This window comes from Zhenhengia yiwuensis (genome assembly GCF_014384995.1).
Lineage (GTDB): Bacteria > Bacillota > Clostridia > Lachnospirales > Cellulosilyticaceae > Zhenhengia > Zhenhengia yiwuensis.
On sequence record NZ_JACRSY010000007.1, the window covers coordinates 92,827 to 118,678 of the forward strand.

General features: G+C 33.0%; 19 protein-coding genes. 2 read left to right on the forward strand and 17 right to left on the reverse strand.

Going from position 1 to position 25,852, the window contains the following annotated elements; genetic code table 11:
* The first annotated feature begins 63 nt into the window (after positions 1-63).
* Positions 64-885 carry a helix-turn-helix transcriptional regulator gene (locus H8718_RS05845; protein ID WP_249332204.1) on the forward strand — a complete coding sequence of 274 codons (822 nt, stop codon included), beginning with the start codon at positions 64-66 and terminating at the stop codon, positions 883-885.
* A gap of 74 nt (positions 886-959) precedes the next feature.
* On the opposite strand, the gene H8718_RS05850 is transcribed toward H8718_RS05845, so the two are convergent.
* The 6 genes from H8718_RS05850 to H8718_RS05875 form a co-directional block, all read right to left on the reverse strand.
* The gene (locus H8718_RS05850; protein ID WP_249332205.1) at positions 960-1,850 is read right to left on the reverse strand and encodes a carbohydrate ABC transporter permease; all 891 of its coding nucleotides are present in this window, start codon (positions 1,848-1,850) and stop codon (positions 960-962) included.
* 23 nt (positions 1,851-1,873) lie between these two features.
* A complete protein-coding gene (locus H8718_RS05855) occupies positions 1,874-2,779 on the reverse strand; it encodes an ABC transporter permease (protein ID WP_249332206.1) in 906 nt (301 codons plus the stop codon).
* A 71-nt stretch (positions 2,780-2,850) separates the two neighbouring features.
* On the reverse strand, positions 2,851-4,575 hold the full coding sequence (locus H8718_RS05860) for a type 2 periplasmic-binding domain-containing protein (RefSeq protein WP_249332207.1): 1,725 nt from the start codon (positions 4,573-4,575) through the stop codon (positions 2,851-2,853).
* Positions 4,576-4,741: 166 nt separating this feature from the next.
* Entirely contained in the window at positions 4,742-6,118 is a 1,377-nt protein-coding gene (locus tag H8718_RS05865) for a response regulator (protein ID WP_249332208.1), read from the reverse strand.
* Positions 6,090-7,799 (reverse strand): sensor histidine kinase, encoded by a 1,710-nt coding sequence (locus tag H8718_RS05870; RefSeq protein ID WP_249332209.1) that lies wholly within the window; start codon positions 7,797-7,799, stop codon positions 6,090-6,092. Before H8718_RS05870 ends, H8718_RS05865 begins: the two co-directional genes overlap by 29 nt.
* A gap of 272 nt (positions 7,800-8,071) precedes the next feature.
* On the reverse strand, positions 8,072-9,451 hold the full coding sequence (locus H8718_RS05875; protein WP_249332210.1) for a GntP family permease: 1,380 nt from the start codon (positions 9,449-9,451) through the stop codon (positions 8,072-8,074).
* A 151-nt stretch (positions 9,452-9,602) separates the two neighbouring features.
* On the opposite strand from H8718_RS05875, the gene H8718_RS05880 reads away from it, so the two are divergent.
* The gene (locus H8718_RS05880; protein WP_249332211.1) at positions 9,603-11,120 is read left to right on the forward strand and encodes a hypothetical protein; all 1,518 of its coding nucleotides are present in this window, start codon (positions 9,603-9,605) and stop codon (positions 11,118-11,120) included.
* Between the two features lie 97 nt (positions 11,121-11,217).
* Here H8718_RS05880 and H8718_RS05885 read toward each other — a convergent pair whose 3' ends face one another.
* From H8718_RS05885 to H8718_RS05935, 11 genes are all read right to left on the reverse strand, one after another.
* Entirely contained in the window at positions 11,218-12,681 is a 1,464-nt protein-coding gene (locus tag H8718_RS05885) for a cytochrome c biogenesis protein (RefSeq protein ID WP_249332212.1), read from the reverse strand.
* An 89-nt stretch (positions 12,682-12,770) separates the two neighbouring features.
* The gene (locus tag H8718_RS05890) at positions 12,771-14,435 is read right to left on the reverse strand and encodes an extracellular solute-binding protein (RefSeq protein WP_249332213.1); all 1,665 of its coding nucleotides are present in this window, start codon (positions 14,433-14,435) and stop codon (positions 12,771-12,773) included.
* 38 nt (positions 14,436-14,473) lie between these two features.
* Positions 14,474-15,379, reverse strand: coding sequence for a carbohydrate ABC transporter permease (locus H8718_RS05895; RefSeq protein WP_249332214.1), 906 nt, complete (start codon positions 15,377-15,379; stop codon positions 14,474-14,476).
* Positions 15,380-15,391: 12 nt separating this feature from the next.
* Positions 15,392-16,375, reverse strand: coding sequence for an ABC transporter permease (locus H8718_RS05900; protein ID WP_249332215.1), 984 nt, complete (start codon positions 16,373-16,375; stop codon positions 15,392-15,394).
* A gap of 81 nt (positions 16,376-16,456) precedes the next feature.
* Positions 16,457-17,830, reverse strand: a complete 1,374-nt coding sequence (locus H8718_RS05905; protein WP_249332216.1) for an alpha-L-fucosidase — start codon at positions 17,828-17,830, stop codon at positions 16,457-16,459.
* Between the two features lie 224 nt (positions 17,831-18,054).
* Positions 18,055-18,774: a phosphoribosyltransferase gene (locus H8718_RS05910; RefSeq protein WP_249332217.1), complete on the reverse strand. Its 720-nt coding sequence runs from the start codon at positions 18,772-18,774 to the stop codon at positions 18,055-18,057.
* 91 nt (positions 18,775-18,865) lie between these two features.
* Positions 18,866-20,722, reverse strand: a complete 1,857-nt coding sequence (locus tag H8718_RS05915; RefSeq protein ID WP_249332218.1) for an aryl-sulfate sulfotransferase — start codon at positions 20,720-20,722, stop codon at positions 18,866-18,868.
* A 67-nt stretch (positions 20,723-20,789) separates the two neighbouring features.
* On the reverse strand, positions 20,790-22,259 hold the full coding sequence (locus tag H8718_RS05920) for an SLC13 family permease (RefSeq protein ID WP_249332219.1): 1,470 nt from the start codon (positions 22,257-22,259) through the stop codon (positions 20,790-20,792).
* A 156-nt stretch (positions 22,260-22,415) separates the two neighbouring features.
* Positions 22,416-23,735 (reverse strand): AraC family transcriptional regulator, encoded by a 1,320-nt coding sequence (locus H8718_RS05925; protein WP_249332220.1) that lies wholly within the window; start codon positions 23,733-23,735, stop codon positions 22,416-22,418.
* A 229-nt stretch (positions 23,736-23,964) separates the two neighbouring features.
* Positions 23,965-24,138 carry a hypothetical protein gene (locus H8718_RS05930; protein ID WP_249332221.1) on the reverse strand — a complete coding sequence of 58 codons (174 nt, stop codon included), beginning with the start codon at positions 24,136-24,138 and terminating at the stop codon, positions 23,965-23,967.
* Between the two features lie 50 nt (positions 24,139-24,188).
* Positions 24,189-25,457: an HD-GYP domain-containing protein gene (locus H8718_RS05935; protein ID WP_249332222.1), complete on the reverse strand. Its 1,269-nt coding sequence runs from the start codon at positions 25,455-25,457 to the stop codon at positions 24,189-24,191.
* Between the last annotated feature and the right edge of the window lie 395 nt (positions 25,458-25,852).

A 25,852-nucleotide genomic window follows, 5' to 3' on the forward strand; every position in this document is an offset into this window, starting at 1 on the left:
AAAATATTATAATATACTATATTTCCTTTTCGCTATCTTATCTTGTTCTAGGAGGTTTCATATATGTCCTATTCTATTTACGAAAAGTTTACTTACAGTACATCTCATCTACACACTATTTTTCATGATCTTTGGCTCACATCAGAGTTATCTTCTAAAGCTAAGATGCATTGGCATGAAAGTCTAGAGCTTATTTATGTCCTTGAAGGCATCTGTTCTATTGACTCGGATACAAGCTGTATCTACGTTCACCCTGGTGAATTAGCCATTATTCCTTGTAATGAAAATCATAGAGTACAGTCCCAAACTTCTTTAAGTCATTATTACTGTCTCATTATTAATCCATTAGATTGTGCTCATCTTCCTTTTTCACTAGAAAGTACTTCCTTTGAACCCATTACTAAAAATTCATTTGCTCTTGAACTTTTCCTTAAAATTACTGATGAACTCTCTAGTCATCCTATGTACTATCAATTTACAGTAAAATCACTTATTACTCACCTCATCATTGAACTTTACCGTCTGCATACTGCTACGCCTCAAGCTTTCATTACCCCCTCTACTCATAAGGATCCTAAAATGCTTTTAGTTCAAAAAGCTATCTTCTATATACGTACACACTTTACTGAAAACCTTTCTCTTGAAGAACTCTGTCTACATATTGGTGTAAGCAAATATTACCTTTGCCGTATTTTTAAAGAAGTAACTGGCAAAACCATTATCCAATTTATGAATGAACTAAAATGTCAGTATGCCCAAAAGCTTATCTATGAAGGCAACTACACGGTTAATCAAATATCTGAAATGAGTGGCTTTAACAGCCTCCCCTATTTCTATCGCATTTATAAAAAGTATATAGGCATGACACCCTCTGCTTCTAAATAGGTAGAAAATAAAAAGTTCAACACCTTAAAGATGTTGAACTTTTTCTCTTAGATAAAATATAAAAAAAGCAAATGCTATTCTTTTACGCTGCCTACTACTATACCTTTTATAAAGAACCTTTGTAGAAATGGATATACAATCAAAATAGGAATAATAGATAAAAACAGTTGAGAGCTTCTAATAGATTTATCACTCAATGCATTCATAGCTGCAAGTTGCTCTGGAGTCATATTAGTGATGTTTTTATTATTATTAATAATCTGGGTTGCCAAAAAAGTAGCCATTGGATATTTCTCAGGACTATTCATATAGAACATTCCATCAAACCAACTATTCCAATGTCCAATCATTGTAAATAAGAGCAGTGACGCTAGCGCAGGTAATGACATGGGCAAAAATACTTGGAATAAAATTTGCCAATGAGATGCTCCATCTATAGCAGCAGCTTCTTCCATCGCATGTGGAATACCTCTAAAGAAATTCATCATAATGATTACATTCCATATGCTTACTGCTCCAGGTAAAATCAGCACCCAAAAACTATTTAGCAGGTTTAATGATTTTATAACCATATAGGTTGGAATAAGCCCTCCCCCTATAAACATAGTTATAGCAAAGAAAATCATATATTTATTCCTGTGTTTAAAATTCACCGAAGATTTAGAGAGTGGATAAGCTGTTAATACAATTAAGAACATATTAATAACTGAACCTATGACTACCCTTAAAACAGATATTCCTACAGAGTTAAAAAAGTCCTTTTTCTCTATAAGATACTTATAAGCTTCTAATGAAAAATTAATAGGATAAAAACTTACTTTTCCAGCTGCTGCCGCCGTACTATCACTTAACGATAATGCTAGTATATGCAAAATAGGTAGGACACAGCTTAGCGTCACTAATGATAATACAACAATATTAAAAACATTAAAGACTTTTCTACTCATACTATCCTTTATCTTCATTTTATTCCCCTCCCTCTTATAAATTAAAATACTCTATAATCTGTTGTTTTATAAGCAATCCAATAAGAAACGCCAACGAATACCATAGACACTATTGACTTAAATAACCCAGCTGCTGCTGCCGCAGAGTATTGAGTTGAAATAATACCTAGCCTATATACAAAAGTATCAATAATATCTACTGTTTGTTCTACAATTGGATTATATAAAATAAAGATTTGTTCAAATCCTGCATTTAATATACCTCCTAGACCTAAAATAGTAAGAAGTATAACCATTCCACTTATACACGGTATTGTAATCTTAAGAAGCTGTTTCCACCTTCCTGCTCCATCAACCATAGCTGCTTCATATAGGGTAGGGTCTACATTAGTAATAGCAGCTAAAAATAATACTGTATTATAACCCATTCCTTTCCATACATCAGTTCCTATAATAATTTCTCTAAACCAATCATTACTTACAAGAAAAGGAATAGATTCTCCTCCTAATAAGTTAATAAAATGGTTAATAGCTCCGTCATAGGCAAAAATTTCTATTATCATTCCACCAAGTATGGCCCATGAGAAAAAATAAGGTATAAATATAGTAGTTTGAACCAACCTCTTAAATTTCTGGCCTATAAGTTCATTAAGTAATAAGGCTAAGACTAAAGGTACTAAAATACTAAGTGTAATCTTAAAGAACGCTATAATAAAAGTATTTCTTAAGGCATTCCAAAAGCTCGGCATAGAAAATATATAAGCAAATTGTTCGAACCCTACCCATTTAGAATCTATAAATCCCATTAAAGGTTTAAATTCTTGGAAAGCCATTACAATACCACCTAGAGGTAGATAAGCAAAAATGAGTGTCAGAATTACTGCTGGTAACAACATAATATGTAAAGCTTTTGCTTGGTATAAATCATTTTTCGTCTTTGCTTTCATCCTTATTCCCCTTATCTATATATTTTTAAATTAGGGAGAAATCCCTTTGATCCCTCCCTAATTTAAAAGTCCTATTTATTTTTATACCATTCATTTACTTCTGCTTGAATTTCACTTCCACCTAATTGTTCCCATTGGGCTACAAATTTATCAAAATCACTAATTGGTGTTTCACCCATAACCATACTTAAGAAAGTTGTAGTCTCATATTTATCTAATTCACCCTGCTTCTTAATCATTGTTGGTGTTGTTACATATACCTCATTTATCCATTTCTCAGATTTACTATAGAGTTCATACATTTGTGCTACTCCACCATTTGGTGATACCCTACTTGTATATAATCCCCATACAACAGGATCTGTTGAACCATTCTTCATTTGTAAATAAGCATTCCAAGCTCCCCAAAACTCTGAATTAGCTGGAGCTTCTTCTGCTGTTATTTCTGTTTTTCCAACCTTATCTGCCTCGCTTATAAAATTATAATTATCTATAAGTGACATAGGTGCATATACTCTATAAGGCAACCATGTATAAACATAGCTATCTGCCTCCAATTTTTGTTCTGGAGTCATATTTTCTTTATACTCAGGGTTAGCAATTTTAGCTTCATAGTTAAGTGACCAATTCATCATCTTAAAAAGAGCTTCTGGATTTTTAAAATCCTTACTTACTGCCACAATTGTACCACTTGATATTCTAGGTACTAATATAGTTGGAGCTGCTCCATCTACAGTCAAAGTTGGTCCTACTACCCAGTCAGCATCTGGGTCATTTTTCTTATTATCATTTAATGGCCAGTTTGGTATCCACCAAGAACCTGGTATAATAGCATATTTCCCAGCTACTATATCTGAAACAATAGGTGCATTAGCTGCATATACATCTTGTGCTGCAAAATCTTTTGCAAAATAACCCTTATCATACCATTCATTTAATTTAGTAAGTGCTTTTTTCATGTTCTCTTGCGTATGACTTGATATTAGATTTCCATTTCCATCATCGTACCATCCACCTAACGCTGTTTCATATGCTTGGAAGAATGCCCCAAAATCTGCTAATCCACTATTCATTCCTTTTGCAGCAGGGAGTACTGGATCTCCTACTTTACCATTTCCATCTAAATCTAATGCCATTAACTTGTCACAAAGAGCCTCAAATTCAGCAATAGTTGTTGGTAAATCTGAGACTTCTTCTATCCCTAATTCCTTTAGTTTATTCATGTCATAATAAATTTGGCTTGTCACTTGTCCCTGATATGTACCATTATAAAGTCCATATAATTTTCCATCTTTTCTACACGTATCAAGTACCTGCCCATCATAGTTAATAATTGCATCAATGTCATCCGTACGATACTGCTCGTAGGCCTCTGTTAAATCTCCAAGTCCCCCCTGAGATTGCAAATCTTCAAATTGTTCCATGCTAAGCATCATAATATCTGGCAGATTACCTGCTGCTAATTCTGCGCCAAACTTTTGAGAATATTGATCTGAGTTTACAATCCAACTGTATTCTAGTTCAATATTCAATTCTTCCTTTAAGAGTTTTACCGCTGTTTGTGTCTCAGGTGTCACACTGTCTGGTGTATCTGGATTCTCAGGATCTCTATACCCTAAAACAACTTTAACTTTTACAGGCTCTTCATATTTCTCAACTAGTAGTTCTTCTGCTGTTTTACCGCTGTTTGTAGTAGATTGATTTGTATTTGTTGTAGCCACATCTTTACTGGCACACCCTACTACTCCTACACTAAACAATACTCCTATTAACAGTATAGCAATATGCTTCCTCATACCTCTCCCCCTTTACACCTTATACAAAGTGCACTATTTATATATTAATTTTAAGAAAAATAAGTGCATTTTATAAGGTCTATTTGTCCATAAAAAAAGTACAATTGTATCTATCCTCAATAACTTAAATACAATTGTACCCTTTTATAATACTTTCTTTCCATTTCTAAAGTTTTATATGACCTATCTTACTTTTATAACGTCTTCTATATTCCGTAGGCTTCATCCCAACTTTTTCTATAAATACTTTTCTAAAATACCTTTCACTTGTAAACCCTGCATATTCCGCAACCATACAATGGGTGTAATTCGTTTCTTTTAATAATACTTTAGCCTTCTCTATTCTATATTGATTTAAATAATGAACAAAAGTGTCTCCTGTAGCATTTTTAAAGACCTTACTAAAATGACTTTTACTCATTCCCACTTCTTTTAATATATCCTCTAAAGAGATCTCTTCCCGATAATGTTGTTCCACATATTGTAGGACTTTTTGTATCATAGAGTTACTTAACATTTCATTTGATCCATCGTAAAATTGTGATTGAAGTATTTCTCTATTTTTCTTAAACCACTCTTTCCACTCATACCACCAATGAATCTTACTAATACTATCAAAATATCTAATCGTATCACTTCCTGTATACTTAGCCCATTCAATATATAACTGATAAGCAAATACAGTAAGTTCTTCTTGAGATAATTGAAGATTGGCTAACTCTATTAGAGATTGATGATAAAACTTACTATCTGTTATCCATTCACTTCGATAAAATTGTTTAAATATCTTTTCCCACTCTATATCTTCTGTCCTTTCCTCCTTTTCTTCACCTAACTCATATATTCTAATATGTGGTTCATAGAGATAGAACAACTTTGTCTGCCTAAAATACTCCATCTCTTTTCGTATTCTCTTATATGCTTTCCCCTGCAAATCTTTTACCAATACTCCATAAATTTCTTTTTTTGAATTTTTTATGTAGCTTATTGCTTCTTCACTAAAAGGTATTAAATAACTTTTTTGGTCTAAATATAAACCTGTTTCTATAAAAAACTTATCCTCTCCTAATAAGTCTTCTAATTCCTCTTCTTTTAAAGAAATAAGCACTATCCCTCTATTCCATGAGCAAAATACCTCTTTCATCTTTTTCTTCTCTATTTTTTCTACCTTTATCTTATACAATATGCGGACCAAATTCTCTTCAAAATCCTCATTTTCAATCTGGTCTTTAGTCATATAATCTGCTATATCTAACCTTAAAGCTTTTTGTATCATATCGAATTCTCTGTGCATTGTTAATACAATAATATATAGATTTGGAAAATTAGCTTTTAGTTGTTCTAAATACTCTATTCCACATACTCCTGGCATTGTTAAGTCTGTGAGCAAAATATCTACCTCATGGCACATTAAAAATTCCAGAACTGCTTTACTAGTCCCAACCTCCCCTATTATCTTTGAGTCATATTGATTCCAATCTATAAGCCCTATAATGCCTTTTCTGATTAATTTCTCATCCTCTGCTACCAATATCTTTAACATATAACTCTCCCCTACTATATGGTATGACAATCTCTACCTGATTTTTCTCTCCATCAACTCTACTTACATTAAATGCTGTCTCTAATCCAAATTTATCTTTTAGTATTCGCACTACATATTGTAATCCTATCCCATTTCTAGAGATATCTTCAGGTGAAGTTAAAATCTTCTTTATCTTTTCTTCATCTAACGGATTTCCCTTATTCATAACCTTTATAGAGATTTTTCCACTATCTTGTAATGCTACAATAAGCTTAATAATGGATTTTTCTTCTTCCCCATAAAAGATTGCATTTTCAATAAGTGGCTGTAATATAAACCTGGGTATAGTAGATTTTAATACCATTTCAGGCACATTAAGTACCATTTCAAAATCGATATTGTACCTTATTCGTTGTAAAGTAATATAAGCTTTAACTGAATCTAATTCTTGTTGTATAGTCGTTTCTTTATCTTTTTCCATATTATACATTAATAATTTATTAAGAGCTGATATGAAACATACTATATCCTGATAATTTCTACTCTCTGCATACCATCTTAAACTAAGTAATGTATTATGAATAAAATGAGGATTAATTTTATAAAAAAGCTGTTTGATTTGTAATTCTGTTTTTTCACTTTCTTCTTTTTCTTTATATTTAATTAAGTTCAAGATATTTTCTCTCATTTTATTAAAACATTGAAGATTTTCATCTAATTCTTCTATATGTAGCATTTCTAATTGTTCTTTTACTTGTCCAGTATCAATATTCTTTAATTCCTTATTAAATTGATTAAAAGGCTTATAAATTGATTGCCAAATTCCACAAGCTATCCCGATACTCCCTATTACCGAAATAGCAATAATAATACAATACTTAAATGCTAATGCATTTAATTTCTTATAGTAATTTACTTTAGGGACTAAAATACTTATTTCCCATCCCCCCTGAGCCTCTACAGAGAATGCAGCATAGTCATGCAATACTTTTAATTCTTCTTCGCTACTCCTGTAAATAACTTGTCCATTATCTGATGTTATGAGATAAATTGCATCTAAATCTTCTAAGGTGTTCTCTAAAATCTCTTCCATTTGCTTATAACCAGATTCTATATAAATCAAGACATCTTGATATCCACCTACTCTTACTTTGCGTACTAGAGAAATAACATCATATATACTTGCTACAGAAGCTGTTTGATGTGGCCCATAAAAAACCATTTCTCCCTGCTTAGAAAGCTGCTCTTGTTCTAGAGGCAATGCTTCTTTTGCTAACGATGAGTTAATCTTTTTTAATTGATTCTTATCTCCTATATAAAAATATGTTATATTTGCAATCCTTGGATTAGCTAATTCGTATATTGCAATCTGCTCATTCAAGTACTTCAACATGTTTACTTTTTCTATACCCTCTTCTTCATCTAAATATAAATATAGTTTTTTCCCTATTTGCCCATCATAAACAAGTTGTTGAGACATATTAATCATAGTTTCCATTATTACTTCAATATTTTCTTTCATTTGATTCAGTTCATTATGAATGAGTTGTGATAGATTTTCTTGATAAAGATTATATACCTTATATAAAGTAAGTCCCCCTATTAAAAAGATAGGAATAATTGAACTACATACTAAAAATATTTTCAATCTATTTTTTAGTGATTTAAAATAAATTATATTTTTTAGTTTCATTTTCATTATTTATTCCCCCTTTATTATATTGTCTATATTCTACAACAAATTTAAAATTTTTAAAATAAACTTCTCACAGAATAACTTACTTTATCATTTTTCTCTGTTATATCACATAAAATATACCTAAAACACTCCTAACAAACACAGCATTTTAGGTATATCTTTTAACATATATGCTTTTGTCCACTTCTTCCTATTGAGCTTCATACTTTCCTTGGAGGAATCAGATATTACAATCACTTTTTTAATTTCTCTACATTCTTAATAAAGCTCCCCTAAATCATAAATAAAGATAAAACAAAGATAAAGATGATTGAAACGATCCCCATGATTAAAGTGGTCATTGTATGTGTCCTATAACCTTCTTGTGGTTTCATGCCACCGAAGTTAGTGACTACCCAAAAGTAACTATCATTGGCATGCGAAACAGTCATAGCGCCTGCTCCAATTGCCATAACTGTAAGGGCTGCTGCTACTGGTGTTGTAAGACCTAGTGCTGCCATCATTGTACCAGACTCTGCAAAAGAACCCATAATAGCTGCTGTTGTGGTAATAGCTACAGTAGAAGAACCTTGTGCAGTTTTTAAAATAGCTGCTATTAAAAATGGGAAGAAAATACCTACTGAAGATAAGAAGGCTGCGTTTTCTGTAATGTATTCTACAAAACCTGCTGTCGTAATGACTTTACCTAATACACCACCTGCTGCAGTAACAAAAAGGATTGGCCCTACAACTTTAAGTGTTTCATTTGTTAAACCATTGAATTCATTCATTTGCTTACGGCTTACTAATAAACCAATAGCAAATAATAAGCCTACTGTTAAGGCAATCATAGGATTACCAAGGAAGGTGCAAAGACTCATAGCCATCCCTTCAAAATGAAGTACAGATGCAATTGAACCTAAAGTCATAAGTAAAATAGGCATAAGAATAGGTGAAAGAGCCATAAATCCATTTGGCAACTTACCATATTCTGCTACAAGCTCTTCATAAGTCGTCACAAACTGCTTATTCTCTTCTCGGTCTTCTGAGGATTGAACCTTCTTACCAATAAACTTAGCGTAGAAATAAGCGGCAATAAGTGCTGGTATAGATATAAGTACTCCAAGTCCAATAACAAGTAGTAAGTTATCTCCTACTCCTACTGAACCAGCTGCTGCAATAGGACCTGGTGTAGGCGGAATAAATACGTGAGAAACATATAACCCTGCGGCAAGTGCTACAGTCATGGCTACACTAGATGCCTGTGTACGCTTCCTCAAAGCTTTACGGATAGGTTCTAGGATAACAAATCCACTATCACAAAATACAGGAATGGATACCACCCATCCCATAATGAGAATAGCAAGTTCGGGACGCTTCTTGCCTACCAATTTAACAACCATATCAGCAAGTTTTACAGCTGCCCCCGTCTTCTCCAAAACAATACCAATAAGTGCCCCAAGAATAATAACAATGCCAATACTTGTAAAGGTGCCACTAAATCCTGCTCCAATGGTCTTTGGTATTTCTTCAAGCGGAATTCCTACTGCCATCCCTAATATGAGTGCTACACCCATAATTGCTAAGAAAGGATGTACCTTAAACTTAGAAATAGCCAAAATCATAACGATAACTGCAACAACAAATGTAATAATCAGTCCTATACCTGACATATTACTTCCCCCTTTATTTATGTATTGTGTTGTCACTACTATATTATGCCTTTCCCTATACCTATATGTCCTAATGCATTTTAGACTGGATTTCTCTCCTTAAACCTTGTATAAATAAAGTATATGATATTCCAAGAGAGCGAGAATTAATATGTATACTTTAAACTATAAAATAAGCCACTCTAATCAAGCTAAGCAAATACTAAAAGTTGATGCTACTCTTCCTTCTAATTCTGAAGATGTGCTTAAACTTTTTAAAGGCAAGGTTAAACTTCTAAGTTTTGAATGCGACCATCCTTTTACAGAATCTAACCCTTATATCCTTATTGAGGGTAGCAATTCCCCTATTCATATATCCTACACTGTACAAATTAGCACACCTGGTAAGCACGGCTTCTATGGCACAGTATCTGAGCAGCTCACTATCTTTGCCGGTGAGCAAGTCTTCCTATTCCCAACCTCTTTAATGCTTTCAGGTAACTTCACGCCTTCAACTACTATTAAGTCTGTTGAGGTGGTATATGATTTCCCTACCTATACTTCATGTATTGTCCCTTTTAAACATACGGAGACTTCTTCCTTATGTCAGTTACCTAGATGGTGTGACGTTTACGAACTTCTAAAGAGTGCCTATACATTTGGTAATCTGCAAGCTTTATGTATGCCTTCAGAAAGTAACTCACTGCATATTCATCTAGACGCTCAATTAGACCTGCTAGATACTCCTATTGTGCAAAATATAGAAAGCCTTTTTCAATATTACGTAGACCTTTTTAATATGCCTCAGCACACTTTAAGTCTTATACTTCTAGCCTCTACGCCTGAACCTATTTTAGGCGGATGCGGTCGCCATGTGATTTGTTCGAGTTTTAATCCCTACGAAGTAAGAGACTGGCAATTACTTGCCCATAGGATGTTCCACAGCTTTATGGATACAGCCCTTCCACTTAGTGACTTTCATATGCCACCTAATCTCTGGCTTACAGAGGGACTTGCAACTTATTATGAAAATGCAGCCTTAAATATTTTAAGTGCTAATCTTAAAGGAGAACTAGGCATTCATGTCGATAAGGAATTTAATAGGCTCTACACCAGATACCTATATGCCAAACTAAAAGATTCAACTCATTTTGCTTTCCCACCTATGGCTGAAAAATATATACGTAGCGCGGGTAAATTAGAATTCCTTCATTATACTCATGCTCCTCTTATTGTGAAGTATATTGAAGATACCTTTGCCATACCACCACAGCAGCCCCATAGGATGTTACGTACTTTATTAAGCTTAGGTAGTCATGAACCTTTTTCTATGCAAAAGTTTTTCACACTTATTTTAGGGCCACAAGTAGATGCCTTCGCCCAGAACTTCCTCTTTGAAGACGGCTTACTTCCTCTATGGTATTTAAGTGATGGTAGCTTCTTTACACCCGAAGAACTTATAAATGATCTTAATTATTTTGAATACCTACTCTATAGCTGGTTTGTTTTAGAAGACCCAACCTACAAAATGGCTGAGTTATCTCTTCCGCATTTAGAATCATGTCTTACACCTATCAAGCAAAACCACCTCAGCTTTGCTCACCCTAGTATAGAAGATCAGGTTAAAACCTACTCAGCTTCTCTGTATCAAGCATTAAAGAATCAATGTGCTAAATTTCCTCCTCAATAAGATGACATCCAAAAGAGGCTTGCACCTTTTCACTCTGTGCAAGCCTCTTTTTCATAGCCTATTTATTTTACACTTACTCTTCCTCTTAAACATCCTACTATTGTAACCCAATCATTAAGATAGCTAATACTATTAAAATAATTGCATTTACTAATTTTACCTTAGGCATATTTCTTCTAAATCCTTCTGAAAGCATCATCACTTTTTGCCCCTTGCTTACAGCAATAACGATAACTGTCAAAGGAATAACCATTGCTAAAACATAAATGAATAAGGCTAAGAAAGCAATACTATTTATTGTTGCACTTCTTTTTACTAAATATAGAATAGTCGCAAGATAAATTTGCCCCGTACATAAAAATTCTCCTGCTGATACAATCATACTTGCTATAAATATAGCTCCTACCGCATATTTTGTATCTATAAACTTGCTAAAACCCTTAATAATCTTATGATTAAACTTTCTCATACCTACTGGCAATTGTAATTTAATCTTGTCATATTGCTCACGCCTACTCGCCCAGTAATCTAAAAGGTTCACACCTGCTAATATAAAAAGAATCACAATAATAGTGATATTAACACTTGCTGTTAAACTTCTAAACCACCCTTGTTCTAAAACACCCATTACAGAATAAAAAATCGTCCCTAAAGCAAAGTAGGTTGTGACTTTTCCTATAATATAAGTTATTCCTAATTTTAAAACAGGCTTTCCTATACTCATAAGAGAAAGTAAAAAGAATAACATGGATAAAGAACATGGATTAAATCCATTCACTAATCCTACTAATAAAACTTTAGGTAAATCCTTATAGGTAAGTGCTTCCACTTCTTCACCTTGCTCTATATCAATTTTTGAATCCAAGTTCCCTTGCTCAATAAGCTCTGGTAAGTGTTGCTTAATGTCTTCATACCCTGATAAATAACCACCATCATAAAATACAATAGGTACTTGCTGATCTTTTTCTCCTACTTTATAGGCTTTAAAATAAGCTTTTAACTGTTCAAGTACATTACTATCTCCTATATCTAAGGCCATAAGCTGAACTGTATTATTTTGAATTGCTTCATTATGGTTAAAGATATCTTTTGCTCTTTCACAGTCCTTACAAGATTGTGTATAAAAATAAATCAGATGAGCTTCTTTATTTTCTCTAAAAGTACTTTCTTTTTCCTCTCGAAGAAATGTACCTCTCATTTCTTCCTCAATTGCCTCATCACCTACTAATACTTGATCACCAACAATCACCATAGGCACTACACGTTCTCTTTCATTAATCTGTAACTCTTCGCATGTTTTCTCAAACACATTAAGAGCACTTTCTTGAAAAATGTTATAAGTCGTAATATGATAATTAACTTGTTCTTTTAAATCTCCTACTTCTTGATTAAAAATTTCATAAAATGTTTCTTCCCCATTACAAGAACCACAAGGGTTATTATAAAAATACTGAATTTCTAAAGGCTCTTCTATTTTCTTCATACTGCTTATGCCTACCATAACCAAAATCCCTATAAGTCCTAGTAAAATTATGATCCCCACACTTTGCTTTTTTTTCATCTGGTTTATCTTCTCCTACATACTTGATAGACTTTTATATTCTTTATTATAAAGAGGCTAGTAGATTTACTAGCCTCCTTCCTATCTTATTATTTAGTACGATCAAATGCAGCTTGGTGTACTTCTAAGTAACGTGCTACATTTAATGCTTCTAATTCTTTTTTGTATTTTTCCCATTCTGCATCATCGTTAATATCTCTTGTACCTGTTGCAAATGCACCCATTGATTCTTTTACATAGTCTAAAATTTGTGTTTGAAGTTGTGCAAATCCATCTAACTCTTCTGGTAACATATACATACTACTTGGAAGATATTCTTCTTGTGCATAAGGTTCATAGTAATCTCTTGTTGCAGAAAAGAGCATTGCTTCTCCTTTGTATGGAGCCATTTCATCATTTGGATCAATTGCTTCCCCTGCTCTTACATCTGCGGTTAAGTTAACTAATGCAACGTTTGGCATTGCAGTATTTTTCTCACCTGTTGTTTCTGGTTTTAGAATTTTAGCCCATTTAGCTGGGTTTCCATCTAGTCCAACATAACCTTCTGGTGCTACTTCCCACTCTTGCCCTTCAATACCATAATTAGAGCACATTGTAACTTCTGGATTATAAAGAGAATCTACCCATTTAAAGATTAATTCTGGATTTTTTGCCGCACTTGTAATAACAAAGTGACCTGAATAAATGCCTCCTGGTGAGGTAATTGTTGTTCTTACACCATTTGGTCCTTCAAGTGGGCTAAGTGGTTGATACATTTTAAATCTTCCTAATGCTTCACTCCCTATTGTATCATTAGGTGTGGCACCTATCCCTACACCAATTACTGGGTCTTCACTATTCGCTAAAGCTGTCATTTCTTGCATAGGTTGTGTTAAAGATGTAGCTTCAATTAAACCTTCTTCCATAAGTTCATTAACAAACTTTAATCCTTCTCTCCATTCATCTGTTAATGGTGAAAAATAAATTTTCCCGTCTTTTACCCCTAGTCTTTTGCCATAGTCATTATATACAAATGAATTCATAAGAAAATCAATAGGATTTGCATTCCATCCATCTGTACTTCCAATAATCCCCACTTCATCTTGTTTACCATTTCCATTTGGATCTTGTGTTTTAAAAGCTCTTAACACTTCCACTAATTCATCTGTTGTTTCTGGGTATTTTAATCCTAACTTATCTAACCAATCTTGGTTAATCCAAGCTTTTCCAGAGTACATACAGTGATAACATTCATTAATACGTGGTAAAGAATAGATATTACCATCTGGTGCTGTAACTGCTGCTGGAAGCTGTTCTTGTTGCTCAAAAACTTGTTTTGTATAATAACCATATTTTTCAATAAGGTCATTTAACGGAATAATAATGCCTTGTTGACCATAGTTTACTTCATCTTCTTTACTAAATCCACCCATCATAAAGGCATCCGGAAGATTGCCTGTTGCAAGCATAAGATTTTTCTTTTCTTTAAAAGATTCTTCTGGAATTTGCTCATAGTTTACTTTAATATTTGTTTTTTCTTCAAACCATTTGGTAAAATCATTTGTATTTAAATCAAGTATATAGGCCGTATCTGGTGCTACAATTGAAATTTCTTGTTTTTCTTTAACAATAGGGAAGGTTCCTGGTTCATTGTATTCAATTGGCGTTGTACTTTGAGTAGTCTCCTTCTGATTGTTTTTGTTAGAGCATCCTGTAGCTGCCATAGATGTTAAAATAGTTAGTGCAATGAAAGTTGATACAAGCTTTTTATTCATAATTTTATCCCCCTATAAATTATTATTTTAATTTAGTTTTAACCCTTAATTGCTCCAATCATTACACCTTTAACAAAGTGCTTTTGAATAAATGGATAAAGGATTAACATCGGTAAACTCGATATAACAATAACAGCATACTTAATAAGTTCTGCTAACCCTTTTTGTTGTTCCATACTTGCAACGTCCATCATCATTTGTGAGTCAAATTGGTTTTGTACTAAAATATTTCTTAGTACAATTTGTAATGGGTATAATTGTTTATCTGCTAAATAGATCATTGGGCCAAAGTAGGAATTCCAATGTCCAACTGCATAGAACATAACCAGTACTGCGATAATTGGTTTGGAAAGTGGCAGAACAACACTCATTAAAAATCTAAAATCTGAACAACCATCTAACTGACCTGCTTCAAACAAGTCTTCTGGAATGGTTGTTTGGAAGAATGTTCTTGCAACAATAACATTGTACACACCTACTGCACCTGGCAAAATTAATGCCCAGTACGTATTATAAAGCCCTAAGTTATTAATTAAGATAAAGGTTGGAATAAGTCCTCCCCCAAAGAACATGGTAAAGGTAAAGAATAAAGTAATAACGCCTTTTCCATATAATGTTTTTCTTGATAGCGGATAAGCAGCCATAATGGTAATAATAACTTGTATAACAGTCCCTAATACTGTGATATAAATCGCATTAAAGAATCCTCTTACAATATCTGGATGCTGGAATACAACTTCATATCCACGTAGTGTAAAATCTACAGGCCATAACCACACTTTTCCACTGCTTACTGCTTGTGGATTACTAAATGATGCACTTAATACATAGATAAGGGGATAGGCAACTAAGATAAGCACGAGCCAAAGTATAACTGTATTGATTGCATTAAAAACCTTATCTTGTCTTGTTTCATTTATTTTACTTCCTTTAGTTTTTTTCATATACACTCCCCCTTACCACAAGCTGGTTTCGCCTAATTTTTTAGCCACCATATTTACAATAGCCAATAATATAAAGTTAATAACAGCATTAAATAAACCGACTGCTGCTGAAAAGCTATATTGTGCACTTTCAAGACCCATTCTATATACAAACGTTGAGATAACATCAGATTTTGCCATATTTAAACTATTTTGCATCAATAAGATTTTTTCATATCCAACGCTCATAATACTACCAAAATTCATAATAAGCAGGATGGTTACTGTTGGTAAAATTCCTGGAATATTAACATGCCAAATACGTTGCCATCTACTTGCACCATCCACAATCGCCGCTTCATGTAATGTAGGGTCTATACCTGCTAAAGCTGCAATATAGATAATGGAACTATAGCCCATACCCTGCCACACTCCAGACCATACATAAATAGACTTAAACCATTCTGGCTTTGCCATGAAATCTATAGGTTTGCCCCCAAATAATTGAATAAATTGATTAATAATACCTGAACTTGGAGATAAAATCAATAAAATAATACCTACCATAACTACTGTTGAAATAAAATGTGGTGCATATGTAATCATTTGAACTGCTTTTTTAAACTTGGTGCTCGTACACTCATTAAGCGCTAAGGCTAATATAATAGGAATTGGAAATCCTGCAATTAATGAATATAAACTAATTGTAATCGTATTACCTATCAATCTTGAAAATTGATGAGAATTTATAAAGTTTATAAAGTGCTTGAATCCAACCCATTTACTACCCTCTATCCCATAGCTTGGGATATAATCCTTAAAGGCAATTTGCAGACCATACATTGGACCATATGAGAATATAGCTACTAGTACAACCGGTATCAGTAAAATAATATAAAGTTGCCAATGTCTCATAATTCTTTTTTTGGCTTTAGATAACCTTTGTTTAAAACTTAATTGGTTACTTTTTTCTAAAGCAAGTGTGGTATTTTTATCTAAAACATTCTCTTTTACCATCATATTCCCCCTATAATAATTTTGAGTATAGTTATTTTATTTTTGTCCTTTCCCAATTCAGTAAGTAAAAGTAATATTCTATTAAACTTCTAATTTAAACCCAACAGCAATCGCGCCTTCTTTTACAAACTCACTTGGCACCCTTACCTGGATGCCTTCTTCTGTCTGTCTAAATACTACTGATGTAGCAGTTCCTAATACAGTTACCTCTTTTACAGCTTGCTCTGTATATGGAATATTAAAGACTTCTTCTACCTTCTCCCCTTCCTCACAAAGCTTAAAGGCATAAACTGTATGTTCTTTTGCTTTTTGAGTAAAGGCAAAGCCACCTTTTAAATAAGGGCTACATACTCTCGTTCCGTAAATACCTTCCCCATTTTTATCTAACCATTTCCCCATTTCTTTAATACGCTTAATCGCTGTGCGAGGGAGTCTACCATCAGGTTGTGGGCCCACATTCAGTGCTAGATTACCACCTTTTGCTACAATATTCAGAAGCATATGGATAAGCTCTCTTGTGGATTTATAATCATCTTCGTATGCAAAAGAGAAAGACGTTCCCATGGTAATACAACTTTCCCAAGGAACTGGAATAGGTTTAGAGGGAATACACTGCTCTGGTGTAATATAGTTTTCATAAGGTCCACCAATAGTTCGATCAGCAGATATAATCCATGGCTGAATCTTACGAACCTTATCCACTGCCTCACCTAGTCGAATATCTTGCCCACTTTGTTCACATACCCAGCCTGCGTCAAACCAGAGCACATCAATCTTGCCATAACGTGTACAAAGCTCTAAAAGCTGATTATGGGTAAACTGTACAAATTCTTCCCAAAGGCCTGGATTCTCTTCAGGCTTATAAGAAGGCCCCCTCCAAGTGAAATCCCCTCGTTCCATATGGGGCGCCCAGTAAGATGGCACATGCCAGTCTGCTTTTGAAAAGTAAGCGACAATACCTATCCCCTGTCTTCTAAAAGCTTCAAATAAATGTCCACAAATATCTGCATAATGGTGTGTATGGAATGGACAATCTTCCCCTGTAATTTTATAGTCTGAATACTGCGTATCCCACATACAAAAACCATCATGATGCTTCGTTGTAAAAATTAAATATTTAAATCCACCCTCTTTAGCTAACTTCGCCCATTCATCGGGTTGAAAACGAATAGGATTAAAGGTTTTATTTAAATTTTTATACTGCTCCTTAAACTCTTTGTTGGTTACGCCCCAATCCACACCATGTCTAGACCACTCTGCATCTTGGTCACTTAATGCCCAAGATTCTACTAATCCTAACTGTGAGTAAGGCCCCCAATGCATCATCAGGGCTAACTTCTGATCTTGAAACCACTCTAAATGCTGTACGACTTTAGGTTCTACAGGTGGGACATAGTGATCAACTTTACTATAAGTATGTACACCTTGTTCTACTACTTGTTCATCTTGTGCCATTTTTATCCTCCTATGCTATTTACAATAGTAAATTTATACAATTTTCTTTACTATTCATAGGTAATATTCTACATCTAAATACAAAAATTTATAATACACTATATTGTCTTTTTATTCTCCTATCTTGCTCTATAAAGATTACGCCCATAACCTCTCTATTAACCTTACATTAAAAAGAGGCTTGCCCCCTACTAATGGGCACAAGCCTCTTTAATCTCTCCCTCTTAATCCTCCAGAATCTGTAATCCATAGGAATTGACTATAGCATCCAATGGTTTCTTCGCTTTACAATCCTCACACATATCTGGGCTAGATAATTTAAAGTTTGGTAAATCATTCTTTGTAAATATAGCATTTACAGGATATTCATCCACTTTATCTATATTTGCGAAAATAACAGATAAGCCTGTTACTTTTCCACCATATGCTAAAATTGTTCGAATAGCCTTAGAAATAGTTCCACCACTCATTGCTGTCGCCAATACAATGAGTACATTTTTTCCATAAATCATAGGTTTAATATTTTTATTAACCACCATTTGTCCGCTCTTATCAAACTCAGGAGTAATAACGTAGAACGAATTGTGCTTATTATTAGATGGGAAACCTCCTATACTGAGTTCTTCTGCTAAATAAGCACCAATAACCTCACAACCATCCATACAAATAATCGTATCTATAGGTGTTTTAGTGGCTCCAAGCTCACTCATTGACTTCCAACTCGGTTCTAAGCCCATTATATTTGTATCTAATTTTACTTTTCTTACATATTGCTCTGCCATAACCTGGGCCACTAATTTCGCTTCTTTTTGACGCATTTTTAAAAATGTCATATCGATATAGTAATTAATATGGAATCTGTCACTTGAAAAATGTCCTGGAATGGCTTTTAAGACTAAATCAGCATTACTCTTACATGGAATTTTGATTTGTTCTTGCATCATTTACACCTCATCTTTTCTTATTTTATATCAACGCAAAGCAGACCTAGAGTCTTATTTCATCCTAGATCTGCTTTACATGAGTTATCCTATCCTAACAAGTAATTTGAATACCTGTTTCATATTTTTTATCTTCAATAATCACACGAATATCATAAGTACCTTTTAAACCTGTTTTGGTTACACAAGTTCTAGTATTTCTATCATCTGTATCTAAGAAAGAACCACAACACATTGCTTTAGATGGAACAGCAGTTGTAGAAATGTAATATCGATGTACTTCATCTCCTTGTTCTAAGAGCATCATAGCAAGATCCCCTTTCATAAAGCGGCAGAAGAATGTAAATTTGTCAAATTCCTCTTCAACTCTTGCATTACATGTTTCTGGTAAGAGCTGTCCACAAGCTTCTGCTGGAATGCCTGTCTCAAACTCTTTGGTTTCACTTAAATAACCTAGAATAGTACCTTCACCCATTTCTAAATTGTTGCCCTCACTGTATAATTTCATTTTTTCAGCACGATAGAAATTACCATGTACTTTCATTTCATACATCTTTGTATCATTAACGAGTTCAACTGTAATGGAAGATTGAGAGCCACCTGCCATTATAGCAAACGCGCCTAGTGCTTCTGACGGCTTACCATCTTTATCATAAGCAATTCCTCCAGAATGCACCATATAGTGTCCTTCATTATAATATTCCACATTACAGATATAAGGTGAGAAGAATTCTGCTCCTCTTTCTTTACCATATTGCCATACTTGCTCAATGGTCATATCTTCAGTATTAATTCTATATCTTACCCCTCTAGAGTAGTTATTATATGCAGGTACTTTTCTTTCTTCCACTTTAGTCGCATTATGGTGATTATCAAAGCACATTACATCTCCATTTGGAGTAATAACACAAGCGTGCTGCTCATATTGCCATTCAAAGTTATTGCCAATTGGTTTAAAGAAATATTTTTGCATATGTTCTGGCCAAGTTTCTGGGTCACCTATAATCCAATTAAGTTCACCACTCTCATAATCTATATTAATCATGGCATCAACATGACGGCCTGAAAATGTTAAAGAGTGAGTTTTTTCATCATACCAAACTGCATTGTTATGGAACCAGTCTTCATCTGTATAGGATAAACCTTTTCCTTCTCCAGGTGTTAAGCATTTGCTGTAATCCCAAGTTTTTAAGATTTCACCTGTTTGTCTATCTACTAACACACACATATCTTCTACTGTTTCACTTGTTAAGTCTTCAGTTAAACATAATAGGTTACCATCTGGCATTTCAAATTGATCATGGTGGTACGCGCCGGGAATACGGTACTCTTTATAAATTTTGCCTGTTGGAGACATTTCATATAAGCCAGACATATAGTATGGCATTTTAATAAGACGATCTGTTCCAAATAATAAATTACCATTTTTTAAACGTTTTAAGTCAAAAACACAAAGAGTTGTTAAATGCCAACGAATATCTCCAGCATAGTCAACACCTACTGTTTTGTCAGTACTTGCTGGGCAAAGAATCATGATATTATCTTGGAAATATTCTGGTGTAGTTTGTACGTATTCAATAATACTTTGATCCACAACATTTTCTACTTCAATATGAATAGTGGTTGTTTTCCCTCTATAAGGTGTAATTTCTACTGTATTATTATAATCGCTATAGAGCCCTAATACTGGTAAAATATGTGTTTTTGCTTTTGGGAAAGTATGTACAATATCAGCTGCCTTTGTTTTTCCTTTAACACGAACTGTTACAGCTACTTCTTCTTCTGTACGGAATAATACTACTGCTGATAATGGGTTAATAAGGTATGCATTATATTTTACAAGTGGGTTTTCTACTGTATAGTTCCCAGCTTCAAATTCTGCTAACATTTCTTTTTCTGCTTTTGTTTGAAGTGGAATCCAGTGTTCAATTTTTTTGTATTCTACTGCCATTACAATCGCTCCTCTACTATTAGAAATTATTTTTTTATCGCTTTAACTCTTATTGTATTTTTTATTATTAGAAGAATAGATTTGCAAAAGGTACACCTATTACCAAAATAACGATTATTTCTACAACAAGGATTACCCCTGTATACTTATAGACATCTCCAGAAGTCAGATACTCTTTATTTCCAAATAACATAGCTGCTAGTGGAGATGCTGACGGTGTACAAGCTGCTGTTGAGAGTACAGCAAAGATGAGTAACGTAATAATAGGGGCTGGACTAACACCTGAATTTGCACAATAAGTTAATATAACTGGTTGTAAAATCATTCCGATTACTAAAGAGTTACATACATTGGTTAATATAATTGCAAGCATTAATAAAACAATCGTAAACATAACACCTGACATTCCATTAAAGATTGGTGTTAAAACAGTATTTAAGAATGGTGTTACACCTGTCGCTTCATTCGTTAATACACCACCAATTAAGATTGCAGATGTACATAAAAAGTATGTAGGCCAAGCAAAATCTTTACCCATTACTTCATTAAAACGTAACACAGGTCCATCTTCAAATTGAATCAAACTTAAAATGCCTACTAACACTATCGGTACAACTAAAGAATTTTTATTAATAAATCCTAAAATAGGTGCATTTGGCAATAAACTTGGGATTAACATACAGAAAATGAAAACACCTAGGAAAATACCATATACCTTTTGTGCTTTAGACATTGGAGGTAATGGATTTTTTCTTAACATCTCAATATTAATTTTCTTCATAGGTTCTACGTCTGGGCGGAAAATAAATTTCATAACAAAGACTACAGATATAATTAAAATCAATCCTAAACTAAAACAAACCATAAAATAAGTAGCATCCGAAATGAGAATGCCTTCAGTTATTGTTGGGAAGTTTGCTAATAAACCTTTGTAGTTTCCGAGTAAGGCAAGTGCATTTGACATATACGGTGGAACTGGGAAACCAATTAATGCTGCTATAACAATACCTATTACTAATAATTTTGGATAGGCATCTGTTTTCTTATATCCCACTTCTTCAAATATCCCATATAAAATAGGCCAGAATAAAAATATAGGAGCAAATACCCCAATAAATACAGACATTAAATAGGCCCCTAACATCATCACGAAAGTAAATACCCAAGGTCTTCCTTCCATAAACTTCCTAGTCATAATCCAGCGCGCAATGTATACTGTAAATTTTCTATTAGTTAAACCACCCATAAAAATCATTAAGAATAACATTTGCACAACGGTTGGATTACCAAAACAAGTTGCTAATACATCTCCTGCTGGAGCAAAATCACTCATTGCCAGCATACAGATACTTACAATACTTGCAACGGTAGGCTCAATAGTTGTCCATAGATAAAGCGTTCCTATAAATATACCTATAACTTGTAATCCTATTTCTGTTACATTTGGTAATACACCTAATGGAATAAAACGAAATAGAATCATAATTGCAAAACCAATGATAAAATGAACATATGATGCTTTAATTTGTTTTTCCATATTCCTACAACCTTTCATATCCAATCTAAAATATTTTGTTAAATTTTTATCACATAAACCTATTATATAATTCTTCTAACCAATTTATAATAGTAAAATTTTAGATTATTATATGAAATAATTATAAAAAAAAGGTATATAAAGAAATTATTTTATCTATATTAACAAATCCATTATGATGTTAATGCTCAAATTTCCTACACTTTGTTCAATTTTCTGTTTTAATCTATAGGCTTGTAAAAATTCTATTTCATCTTTTACTACAAGCGAAATTTTGAGTGTTTTTGTTTTACCTGTACCTAATTTTAAAACACTAAATCCAATTACGTTCATAAAAAGCTGCTCTCTCTCTTTATCCTCCAAATACTGATAAGGGTGAAGCATATGTAAAATGGCTTTGGATTTATACACTTCATGAATCAAGTCATTAAGGTATTCATAAGCGTAATAATGGGAATTGAATTGCTCCTCCATATCCTTGCAGAGATTGAGTATAATCTCAACTCCTTCTAAGCTAAGAGGGCTTCTTTGCTTAACTTGAAGTAAGTGTTTATATAATCTACTGGTAGTTGTTTCTTGGTAGCAATTAATATGATGTCTTTCAATAAATTTCTCCAAAACATCTTTTTGAAATTCAATTCTATACGAGTCCTCTTGCTGACAAGCCTCTTCTCTCCATGTCTTAGGGCGTTGATTAAAATACCTTTTAAAAGTATTATAAAAGGACTTCATATCATAAATGCCAACTCGATTAGCTATTTCAGTCATGGGCACTTGCTGCTCTAATAAATACTGCTGAATGATAATTAATTTTCGATACTGTACAAAATCTTTAAACCCAATTCCACCGACTTTTTTCATAAACTGAGAAAAGTAAGTCGCATTCATATATAACTCTTTTAAAATATCTTCTACGACAATCTTTTGATGACTATGATTCATCACATATTCCACGACAGAATAATAGCGCATTTGTAATTTCTCTGTTGGATATTCTTCTTCTTCTTTTAAATGGGTTATTAATTGGTAGGAAGTAAATAACATATTTACTAGACACTCTTCATTAAAGAGCTTAGCTTCTGGCCCAACCATTTCATACAAATTATTTTCAAAGCAATATTGATTAATAAGTAATTGAACAACGTTCTCATTCAAGCTGTTTTTTAATGGTCTATCTATTGGCAATAATTCATCATTATTGAGAAAATCTACATATTCTATCTTGCCAAATATATGTTTGAATCGAGACACACGAATTTTTGTTGAAATAATATAGGCCCCTTCACTCTCTATGCTATGCACAATATTACGATTAATAAAAGTAAACTCTCCTTCTCCTACTTGTATTGTTCGCTCTACTTTTTGAATAGTAATAGTTCCTTTGAGCACAAGAATAATCTCTACATCCTCTACCTGAAAGTGCGGTTTTATAGTATTCACATACAACATATTTGTTCTAATTCGATTCTCTGTCATCTTGTTCACCATTTATATTAATTATATTATTTATATTTTGTTTATAATTTATCTATATTTTATTATTTATATTTTATTATACTATAATTTTTATAACTCTTACAGTTAAGAAGATGCTAAACTTATTCTTTCAAAACCAGTTAGTTCTTTACAAGGGCATACCTACTTAATCCCTTATGCCAAAAATCTTGCCACAACTTAAAAGCCAACCTAAGTTTCGCCCGTATTTCTAAAGGAAAGGCGTACTTAGATTGGCTTTTATTGTGTAAAGTTGTATCTTATTTAAAAGTTCCATATTAAAAGAAGCATCATCTACAAACGGATACTTCACATAAATGTGCTCTTTCACACTTGCAACTTTCTTAAATCTTCTAACAGAAATAACTGAACTTATAATAGACATATAAAAGGATTCTATCTTTCTTTAGAATAAACACAAATAAAAGTCTTATTCTACTTAAGAACAAAACTTATTTTATCAAAATAATTTAACATTGCTTCGTACTCATTCATTAAATTATTATATAAATCTATTGTATCTTTCGTATTGGCTTTAACTTTTTCTTTAATATAATCGTAATTTTCAATTACTAAACGACATATATCCTTATCTATCTCATAATTGGATACCATATTTGATAATATGGATAGAACTTGATCTTTTGAAAATACATCCTTATAGCTTCTCTTTCCTATCAAAGCGCTTAAAATATCTGCAACTGCTACGATTCTCACTTCCTTTGATATTTGATCATCTCTTAAGCCAAATGGATATCCTGTTCCATTTAACTTCTCATGATGTAAGGCTGCTATATCTCGTATATCATCTATTCCCATATTACTTAAAATCTTATATACAACGAGCGCATGACTTTTCATGACTTCAAATTCTTCCTTAGTAAGACTTCCCTTCTTCTCTAATATATTTATTGGAATTGATATTTTCCCTATATCATGAAGCATAGATGCTACCTTAATTATTGTTGACTTATAGTCATCTAACCCTATTATTTTACATATTTGCCAACTTATTTCTTCCACAGTTATAGTATGTAATATGGTAGCCTCACTTCTAAAATCTATCGCATAATTTAACATTCTTGCATATGAAATGATTTCTTCTCTTGATAATTCTCTTTTTTCAAGGACCTCATATAACTCACTTAAATAGGTATCACCTTGTATTTTTTCGAGTAAATCATATTCATCACATGCCTTTTTAAATAATTCTTTATGTTCTTCAAGTAGATAATTACTATTTTTATTTAATATCCACCTAGGGTCTATTTTATTAAAACGCAACTGTAAAACTGCAATACTATCCGCTAAATTTAATAGGAGCGCTTCTTTAGGAATCTTGATTTCTGCTGAATGACTAAAATCTTTAGGATACAAATGATGTCCTAATACGATTTCGGCTAAATCTGATAAAGGTGAAAAATACTTTATAAATAAATATCCATATACAGAATGGTTCATTGGAATCTCTAAGTCAATAGCAACAATATGATTCCTTTCCTCTACCTTATATACCCCTATATCATGGAACACAGTTAATGTAATCATCCTTAATATTTGTTCATCACTGTATCCACCCTGGCATTTTAATAGCTTATACATTATGTATGCAACCTTTTCTCCATGCCCTTCCAATCTATCATCCATAGAATCTAATGTTCTCTGTATGATCATGACGATATCTTTTAAAGTTATTCTTTTCATCCAAATATTCCCCACAATTAAACTTTCTTTTTCATCTCATACTTTACCATTTTTTTGCTCATATTAAAAGGTTATTCCAATTTAGCATATTCACTTTCTTAATGTGGAAGGGCTAAAACGAAAATTACTATAGGCTTTTTCTACTTAATTTTATTGTATGATTTAGTAACTCTACTGAAAATTAATTATTCTAAATATTTTACTTCCTTTTAAAACCTGAATAGTGTATAAATAAAGTATAAGTCTTAAAACACGTACAGGTATCCCTACCATTCTAGATAAGTAAGTTTATCTGTACTACTAAGAAAAGTTTAGAACTTTTTAGCTCCCCCCCTAAAAATACTAAACTTTTTCTTAGGCCCTTCTACTTAGTGGTGGCAACTCCGTAGAAGAGA